The sequence below is a fragment of the Ferdinandcohnia sp. SAFN-114 genome (assembly GCF_059415045.1).
The window spans coordinates 1-7,956 of record NZ_JBPFDQ010000146.1; the positions used below are offsets into that span (position 1 = coordinate 1).

A 7,956-nucleotide genomic window follows, 5' to 3' on the forward strand; every position below is an offset into this window, starting at 1 on the left:
AAATTAATGAAAAAGTGTTAAATTTAATATGGATAGGTGTTTTATATATGTCTCATTTGGCTAGGTCAGTTCACAGACCTTTTCTGGGGGATGTTTTTAACATTAAGAATTCCTTCCTAATGTCAAATTTGGCATAAGCCAATACTTATATATCCGTATAATGGGAGGGATATTGTAAGCTACTAAATTTACAATATAATAATATAAACACTGTGTCAATGGTGAAAAATAGTAAAAATAAATGTTCAAAAGAAGGATGAAAAGGACCGCGTCGACAACGCCACGGCCTCATGTCTTGTCAACACTAGCACATCATGTGGGTGTCGAAATTTCAAGGCGGTGCGAGCTCCCGAGTACCGGAGCGAGGCAACTGCTTGAGTTAACTTCCTTGCAGCCTTGCGCTGAGGAATGTACATCTTGAATAATCTAGTAGACGCAAGCGCATAACCAGGTTATTCACAATGTACTTGGAGCAGTTTACCCAGAAATTCAATGTGTCATTTTCGGACGACTTTTTGAACATCCTCTAAAAGGTGAGCATATGCTAGACATATTAAAAGATGCCATTCAATCATCTTTAAACAAACAGATTACATATGAACAGTATATGAATACTGTGTTATATCATGAAAATAAAGGCTATTACAAGAAAGACCAAGTAAAGGTTGGGAAAAAAGGGGATTTCATCACGAGCAGTAATATCTCCAATGTTTTTGGCAAACTGTTTGCAACCCTCTTTCATAAGCTTATTGCTCTCGAAAAAATTCCACCATATATCTGTGAAATAGGTGGTGGAAATGGTAGATTTGCAAAGGCTGTTCTTGACGAATTACAAGATTCTTTTATTGAAACCTATCAAAAAATAACCTATATAATGATAGAAACAAGTCCGTACCATCAACGTTTGCAGCGAGATATTCTACCTGTAGACAAAAAAGTGATTCAGTATCAGAGTCTTGATGAAGCAAAAAGAGATTTCCCAGTTTTTCATGGAATAGTGTTTTCAAATGAATTATTTGATGCTTTTCCGGTGAGAGTGATTGAGAAAAAAGATAATACTATTTATGAGGTGAAGATCACTCTTACAGAGGAAGAGCAATTAACCGAAATTCTTGTACCACTTACGGATGAACAAATTAATAAATACTTAGATGCTAACAAAATCGTACTGACGAATGGACAAAGATTTGAAATTCCACTTCAAATGCTTTCCTACTTAGAAGAACTAACTAGTTTTCTAGGGAATGCTATTGTTTTTACGGTTGATTATGGGTATACGAATGCTGAATGGAAAGAAACAGCGAGAATAAGGGGGAGTCTTAGGGGGTACTACAATCATCAATTAATACATAACCCACTTTTGCACCCAGGGGAAATGGATTTAACAACCCATATTCATTTTGACACGCTTGTTACATATAGTTCTAAGCTAGGACTTGAATTCGTGAAGAAATGTAGACAGGATGAATTTTTATTAGAGGCGGGGATTCTTACGTTTTTACAGGATAATTTTGACCCTAATCCCTTTTCAGAAAAAAGTAAACAAAACAGAGCGATTCGTTCTCTTATAATGGATAGTGGAATGAGTGCAGCCTTTCATGTTCTCATACAGCAAAAAAATGTAAAAGTATCTTGGGAAAATATCTTCCAAGGAAAATAAAAAAGCGATGTCTCCATCGCTTTTTTTTAGTGACCTCCACCAAGTGGCATCATAAATGTGGTGTAGTAAGAGAAGGCACAGAAGAAAACAGTTAAATATGCACCAAACACGTAAATGTACATTCTTTCAGACAATTTTAAATAGCTTAAAAGGACGAAAAATCCGGTTTGTGCAAAGAAAATTAGTGCTAGAACATCCATACTACCAACGTAGAACATTACTGCAAATATACCTGTCCAAAAACCTAAAACTCGGTACATACGTTCCATATGTATATTTCCCCCCCTTAGACATGATTTAACATCACTTTTATTATTATAATGTAACGATTGCACAAATGTAAACATCACTTTGCGACAATTGCGTGATAACTGCAGGAATTACAACCAAGAATGATATTTTCGGACTCCTCCAGTACCACGTCTTCAAAGAGTAAATCAAACATTCCTCTTAGAAATGCATGATGCATTCCACAAACGGCTTCAAAGTTTTCTTGAGCAATTTCTCTGAATGGACAATTATTAATCTTTAAAAAGATTTTTGTCTTATCTTTATTATGGTCTAAATCTGGATAAAAACCCGCAACTGTGGATGCCTTTTTTAAAATATCGAGCTTTTGATCAAAGGTAAGCTCATGGATTGAAACTGGGATTTGATGGTTCACTAGTTCCTCTCCGAACCTTCTGCCTGTTAGTTCAAGTGCTTGTTTTCCCACGTCCCCAAGTGTAGCCATCGTTTCTATGGCAATTTTTGAAAGCAGTTGATAATCCCGAAACGGGAAATTAATTTGAATGTGATCATCCGATAGTCGATAAAGACGACTAGGTCTGCCACCTTTTCCAGTTTTCTTTGCTTCTGAAACAAGCATATTGACATCTTCAAGCTTTGTTAGATGAAGCCTTGCTACATTCGGATGAATTTCAAATTCTTCTGCAATTTCTTGAACGGTAACATCTTTATTTTGTTTAATAATATATTGGTAAATATAATAACGGGTTGGATCTGCTAAAACGTTTGTTATTTTCAGTGTTTGTTCCACCGTCTTCACTCCTTGCGACCCTAATGATATCCCAATTATAGTACAGTTAAATACCATCAATAAGTGATTTATATCACTTGTAGGTAAAAGTTCATAAATAATCGAACATATTTTTCAAGTGAATTGGCATAACTCGCAGGTACCGGACATACAATGTATTGATTCCTCCTAATAATAGATTCAAATTTCCACCAAAATACAACCCTAATGGCAGGGGTTGTATTTTTATTTTTTTTTGAAGTCCTCATGTTCAAATAAAGTTCACAAATATTTTTTTATAAAAAGAAGGAGTTTGTAGATATTTGTTGAAATATGTTACCTGCAAGAGAAAAAATAAAAATAAGAGTTCGAAAAGGAGTGAATTATTTGAGTGAAATCGAACAGCTTGGTGACCTATTGATCGAGGATGCTTGGTCAATGAATGTATCAGACATCCATTTTGTTCCGAAAATCAATGATGCCGTTGTCCAATACAGACTCGATAGTGAATTGTTCAATAAGCAAACGATTCCAAAGGATGTCTGCGAACGGTTAATTTCCCATTATAAATTCCTTGCTGGAATGGATATTGGAGAAAGGAGAAGACCACAAAACGGTGCAATAACCCTAAATCTAAAAGGTATTAACATTAATCTTCGATTGTCTACACTGCCCACACCCTACAACGAAAGTCTAGTCATACGTATCCTACCTGAAACACCAACCTATTCTCTTGCAAATCTATCGCTTTTTCCAACAATGACAACTAAACTTCTTTCACTTCTGAAGCATTCACACGGGTTAATTATTTTTACTGGACCAACAGGATCAGGAAAAACAACCACCCTCTATTCCTTACTACACGCAACGAAGAAGCTTTTCAACCGAAATATCATTACATTAGAAGATCCCATTGAAAAACAAAGTGAAGATGTTCTTCAGGTTCAGGTGAATGAAAAAGCCGGAATCACATATGCTCATGGATTGAAGGCCATTTTGCGTCATGATCCCGATATTATCATGGTGGGTGAAATAAGGGATTCAGAAACCGCGAAAATTGCTGTTCGAGCGGCAATGACAGGTCATTTGGTTTTAACAACGATGCATACAAGAGATACACAAGGTGCGATTTATAGGCTATTAGAATTTGATGTGTCCTTGCAGGAAATTGAGCAAACATTAATAGCAATCGCAGCACAAAGGCTGGTTGATCTCAAATGTCCGTATTGTGAAGGGAAATGCTCCCCGCAATGTAAAAAGTATCGAAAAGTAAGACGAGTGGGGGTGTACGAGCTTTTAAACGGACATGCCCTGAATGAAGTAATGAAGGAAGCGAGGGGTGACAAAGCAGAATACCGCTACGAAAAATTAAGGGATGTCATTAAGAAAGGAATTGCCCTTGGATACTTATATCCGGATGCGCTAGAAAGATGGGTTGTCAATGATATCAAGGAAAAGAAATAAGAATTGGACCTTAAAGGAACAATCATTATATTTGAGTAGAATCGGTAATCTTCTTGATCAAGGCTATTCCTTTGAACAAGCCTCACAATTCCTTTTGTTCCAGTTGCCAAAGAAGCACAACAGGGACATTGAAGTCATCATTGAAAGCTGTAAACAAGGTGAATCCTTATATACTGCCTTTAGCAAGGTGGGATTTCATAAGGATATTCTTGGTTACTTGTACTTTGCCGAGCAGCATGGCGATATTTCATTTGCCCTCCGTGAAGGAAGTACAATGTTGCAGAAGAAGATTGTACATTTTGAAAAAGGAAAAAAAATAATACGTTATCCACTCGCTTTGTTAATGTTTGTTGGATTCATGTTTACCATGATTGAAAAAATCCTTTTACCGCAATTTCAAAGCTTATTTACCTCGATGAGTTATGAACAGACATTGATTTCTAAAATTTTATTAAGGCTCCCTGAGCTAAACCGATATTTACTCCTCATTGTCGGTTTGCTACTGATTATTGGCCTCACGTACTATTTTCTTCATTTTCAAAAACTTACCCCGGTTGAAAAAATGAAGCTGCTCTTAAAAATTCCCATTTTAAAAAAAGTAACGGTTATGTTTAATTCCCATTTCTTTTCCGTGCAACTTAGTAACTTATTAAAAGGTGGATTATCGATTTTTCAAGCGTTAACGATGTTTGAACAGCAGCTCCACTCGCCATTTTTTCGAGAGGAAGCAAAAGAAATGAAACAGCTTCTACGAGCGGGGAATCGATTCGAAGACATTTTGAGGGTGCGAGAATATTACGAGGCAGATTTAGCGATGATTATTTTACATGGCCAATCTAACGGAAATTTAGCTAGTGAACTCCAGCATTATAGCCAATATGTAATGGAAAAAGCCGAGGAAAACGTTACAAGATTATTAGCAGTCGTCCAACCAATCCTTTTTGCGACCATCGGAATTATCATCATATTGATGTACGCAGCCATCATGGTACCAATGTTTCAACTATTAAATGGAATATAGAAAGGTAGATGTTGATGAAACTGAAAAATCAAAAGGGGTTTACCCTTGTCGAAATGTTAATTGTGTTATTAGTTGTATCGATATTGCTTTTGATAACTGTGCCCAATGTGACGAAGCATAATTCAGTTATTAAGGATAAAGGGTGTGATGCACTTGTGAAAATGGTTGAAGCGCAGGTGCAGGCGTATGAGTTGGAAAATGACAAGCCCCCAACAAAACAAGATTTAACAGATGATAAATATCTTAAAAATGGCATCCCAGCTTGTCCAAATGGTGACACCATTACAATTGATGGAAACGGAAAAGTTACACAAGTTGAAAATACAGCCTCTACTCAACCATAAAGGTTTTACCTTAATCGAGGCTCTAATTGTCCTATCAATTGTGATTGTCATATCCTCGATAAGTCTTCTGCAGCTAAGACCACTACATGAATCAAAGAATATAGATCATTTTTTGGAACAGCTGCAAAATGATATTTTTTACAGCCAACAATATGCAATCAGCCATAATGAGTCAACAAGGCTTTATTTCAGTGTAAGCGGCTCATATTATGAGCTTAGCAGTGCAAAAACGAATGATGTGATATTAGTTCGAAAGATTGACCCAGCGATTCGAATCATTATCACTACACTGGGGGCGAGGTTGGTATTTACAAGTAATGGGAATATTCAGCGTTCGGGGGAGATCTTGTTTTTGTATAAGGATAACAAATACACTGTAACGTTCTTGTTGGGAAAGGGTAGGTTTTATGTTAGTAAGGAATAAGCGAGGCTTTACATTAATTGAGATGCTCCTTGCAGTCTCGATTTGGCTTATGCTTTGTGCAACACTCCTTCCCCAGCTATTGCTTATCATGACAGAACGAAAAAACACCGATATCTATAATATGGGGAGACAATTATTATCAGAGGAGCTCAATAAGGAGTACAACGGGGATGAATCAGATCTAGATAGGATCATAAAAAACGGCGTTACCTATTTGTTTTCAAAGACATTTAATGAGGAGTTGCAAAAATGGGAGCTTTGTATAACATGGGAGGACAAGCTTTCCAAAACGTACGAAAGATGTGGATACCTACATGGTGAGTAATGACAAGGGTTTTACTTTAGTTGAGATGTTAGTAACTTTTTCAATTTTGCTAGTCATTCTTTCATTTATTTCACCTTTCCTTAGTGTAGTGTTCCGAGATAATAATGACCAGTTCAATAAACTTGAATGGCAAATTTTAATTCAACAAATGAAAATGGAAGTCCGTGAAGCAAGTGAAATAACCGTATCAAAAAATACTTCAGTGTTTTTTAAAAATCCGTCTGGTGAGTTAGTGAGTTTTGAAAAATACAATGACAAAATAAGAAGAAGGGTAAACGGAAAAGGTCATGAGGTGTTGCTTCAGCAAATAACTGGTGTGACATTTGAGTCGAAAACAAATGGTTTTTTAATTTCAGTGGTAACAGTAGATGGGAAAACGTATCAAGCCGTTATTTCCGCATTCACAACAGTGGAGGTTAAGGAAGCATGAAAAATGAACAAGGTTTTATTCTTCCGGTTACAATTGCGATTTCTTTTTTATTTTTTCTTGTGTTCACGTTTCAAGTAAATGCGTATATGACGGAAAAAGATTTTTCAAAGGAAACAGAGGAGATATTCACATTGGAGAACCTAATGCAACTAGGAGTTGGGGAAATACAGGCTAAATTAAAGGAGGATGTAGAAAGCACAGGAGAAACTGGTTTTCTCAACTTTTCAAACGGAACAATATCGTATACTGTTGTGCCATTAACGACCACAACATCTCAAATTACCATCTCTTGCACGACAAAGGAACAGCGTAAATATAGTGCGCGCTTTGTATATGATTATGAGAAGAAAGTGATAAGTTCTTGGATTGAATTACGTTAAGACAAACATGGGTGTTTTTGTTATAATTTATAAAAATCGAGTGGACGCATATTAGCCGCATTTTAGGAGAGTAGAGAAATGAAAGCCGTTTATTTAACAGGATTTATGGGAGCAGGAAAAACAACAATCGGACAAAAGCTTGGGCAAGTCTTAAACATGCCGGTAGTTGATACGGATCAATTTATTGAAGAAAAGATAGGAAAAAGGATTGTTGATATTTTTTCACAAGAAGGTGAGCAAACTTTTCGAGGCTATGAACGCTCAATTCTAAAAGAAATACCAACAAATGATATGGTAATCACAACCGGTGGAGGAATTGTCATTCAAGAGGAAAATCGTCAGTGGATGATGCAAAATGGTCACGTCATTTTCATATATTGTGACATTGAGCAAATTTTTGAACGTGTTCAGTTTGACCCATCTCGACCATTGTTTGATTCAGAGAAAAAGGAAAATACAAGAAAACTATATCGTGAGCGAATGCCTTTTTACAATGAGGCACATTATAAGATTGACACAACCGATAAAAATCTAGACGAAGTTGTCGACGACATAGTGTCGTGGTTACATTCGCAAAAAAATGGAAATAATAATATCACTGAAGCTTGAATAAGGCAGGTGTTATTATGTCTACAAACGATTATGTGAAGTTTGTGACCCAACAAATAGTCAAGACTTTAGACCAGCCAAAAGAAGTGCGTAAGGCGACACGCAAGCAGCGTAAGGAAGAACAACCACCATTAACCAATCGCTGGTTTGGAATCATGCCGCTCGCTGTTTCCCTTATGTTCAAAAGAAACAAAAAAGAAGAGAGCTTGAACTGACCTAGCCAAATGAGACATATATAAAACACCTATCCATATTAAATTTAACACTTTTTCATTAATTTG

At 36.4% G+C, this 7,956-nt stretch carries 12 protein-coding genes; 10 read left to right on the top strand and 2 right to left on the bottom strand.

Annotated elements, in window-relative coordinates; translation table 11 throughout:
* Positions 1–541: 541 nt before the first annotated feature.
* On the top strand, positions 542–1,660 hold the full coding sequence (locus ACR65M_RS25900) for a class I SAM-dependent methyltransferase (RefSeq protein ID WP_440274844.1): 1,119 nt from the start codon (positions 542–544) through the stop codon (positions 1,658–1,660).
* Positions 1,661–1,686: 26 nt separating this feature from the next.
* On the opposite strand, the gene ACR65M_RS25905 is transcribed toward ACR65M_RS25900, so the two are convergent.
* Together ACR65M_RS25905 and ACR65M_RS25910 are read right to left on the bottom strand one after the other, a co-directional pair.
* Positions 1,687–1,929 carry a DUF2626 family protein gene (locus ACR65M_RS25905; RefSeq protein ID WP_121447196.1) on the bottom strand — a complete coding sequence of 81 codons (243 nt, stop codon included), beginning with the start codon at positions 1,927–1,929 and terminating at the stop codon, positions 1,687–1,689.
* A gap of 77 nt (positions 1,930–2,006) precedes the next feature.
* Entirely contained in the window at positions 2,007–2,699 is a 693-nt protein-coding gene (locus ACR65M_RS25910) for a helix-turn-helix domain-containing protein (protein WP_121447195.1), read from the bottom strand.
* A gap of 366 nt (positions 2,700–3,065) precedes the next feature.
* Between ACR65M_RS25910 and comGA the strand changes: the two genes are divergently transcribed.
* The 9 genes from comGA (at position 3,066) to ACR65M_RS25955 (ending at position 7,890) form a co-directional block, all read left to right on the top strand.
* Positions 3,066–4,142, top strand: a complete 1,077-nt coding sequence (gene comGA / locus ACR65M_RS25915) for a competence type IV pilus ATPase ComGA (protein ID WP_440274845.1) — start codon at positions 3,066–3,068, stop codon at positions 4,140–4,142.
* Positions 4,120–5,163 (top strand): competence type IV pilus assembly protein ComGB, encoded by a 1,044-nt coding sequence (gene comGB, locus ACR65M_RS25920; RefSeq protein WP_440274846.1) that lies wholly within the window; start codon positions 4,120–4,122, stop codon positions 5,161–5,163. The genes comGA and comGB overlap by 23 nt, the downstream gene beginning before the upstream one ends.
* Before the next feature lie 14 nt (positions 5,164–5,177).
* Positions 5,178–5,507, top strand: a complete 330-nt coding sequence (gene comGC / locus ACR65M_RS25925; protein WP_440274847.1) for a competence type IV pilus major pilin ComGC — start codon at positions 5,178–5,180, stop codon at positions 5,505–5,507.
* Positions 5,479–5,931 (top strand): competence type IV pilus minor pilin ComGD, encoded by a 453-nt coding sequence (comGD, locus tag ACR65M_RS25930; RefSeq protein ID WP_440274848.1) that lies wholly within the window; start codon positions 5,479–5,481, stop codon positions 5,929–5,931. Before comGC ends, comGD begins: the two co-directional genes overlap by 29 nt.
* The gene (locus ACR65M_RS25935) at positions 5,915–6,256 is read left to right on the top strand and encodes a prepilin-type N-terminal cleavage/methylation domain-containing protein (RefSeq protein WP_440274849.1); all 342 of its coding nucleotides are present in this window, start codon (positions 5,915–5,917) and stop codon (positions 6,254–6,256) included. The genes comGD and ACR65M_RS25935 overlap by 17 nt, the downstream gene beginning before the upstream one ends.
* Entirely contained in the window at positions 6,249–6,686 is a 438-nt protein-coding gene (comGF, locus tag ACR65M_RS25940) for a competence type IV pilus minor pilin ComGF (protein ID WP_341330882.1), read from the top strand. Before ACR65M_RS25935 ends, comGF begins: the two co-directional genes overlap by 8 nt.
* Positions 6,683–7,066, top strand: coding sequence for a competence type IV pilus minor pilin ComGG (comGG, locus tag ACR65M_RS25945; protein ID WP_440274850.1), 384 nt, complete (start codon positions 6,683–6,685; stop codon positions 7,064–7,066). The genes comGF and comGG overlap by 4 nt, the downstream gene beginning before the upstream one ends.
* A 78-nt stretch (positions 7,067–7,144) precedes the next feature.
* Positions 7,145–7,675 (top strand): shikimate kinase, encoded by a 531-nt coding sequence (locus tag ACR65M_RS25950; RefSeq protein WP_440274851.1) that lies wholly within the window; start codon positions 7,145–7,147, stop codon positions 7,673–7,675.
* A gap of 17 nt (positions 7,676–7,692) precedes the next feature.
* The gene (locus ACR65M_RS25955; protein ID WP_440274852.1) at positions 7,693–7,890 is read left to right on the top strand and encodes a YqzE family protein; all 198 of its coding nucleotides are present in this window, start codon (positions 7,693–7,695) and stop codon (positions 7,888–7,890) included.
* Positions 7,891–7,956: the final 66 nt, after the last annotated feature.

What these genes read in the sequence shown, in the direction of transcription:
- comGC (WP_440274847.1), top strand. Translation starts at nt 5,178, where the DNA reads ATGAAACTGAAAAATCAAAAGGGGTTTACCCTTGTCGAAATGTTAATT.
- comGB (WP_440274846.1), top strand. Translation starts at nt 4,120, where the DNA reads ATGATATCAAGGAAAAGAAATAAGAATTGGACCTTAAAGGAACAATCA.
- comGG (WP_440274850.1), top strand. Translation starts at nt 6,683, where the DNA reads ATGAAAAATGAACAAGGTTTTATTCTTCCGGTTACAATTGCGATTTCT.
- ACR65M_RS25935 (WP_440274849.1), top strand. Translation starts at nt 5,915, where the DNA reads ATGTTAGTAAGGAATAAGCGAGGCTTTACATTAATTGAGATGCTCCTT.
- ACR65M_RS25905 (WP_121447196.1), bottom strand. Translation starts at nt 1,929, where the DNA reads ATGGAACGTATGTACCGAGTTTTAGGTTTTTGGACAGGTATATTTGCA.
- ACR65M_RS25955 (WP_440274852.1), top strand. Translation starts at nt 7,693, where the DNA reads ATGTCTACAAACGATTATGTGAAGTTTGTGACCCAACAAATAGTCAAG.
- ACR65M_RS25950 (WP_440274851.1), top strand. Translation starts at nt 7,145, where the DNA reads ATGAAAGCCGTTTATTTAACAGGATTTATGGGAGCAGGAAAAACAACA.
- ACR65M_RS25900 (WP_440274844.1), top strand. Translation starts at nt 542, where the DNA reads ATGCTAGACATATTAAAAGATGCCATTCAATCATCTTTAAACAAACAG.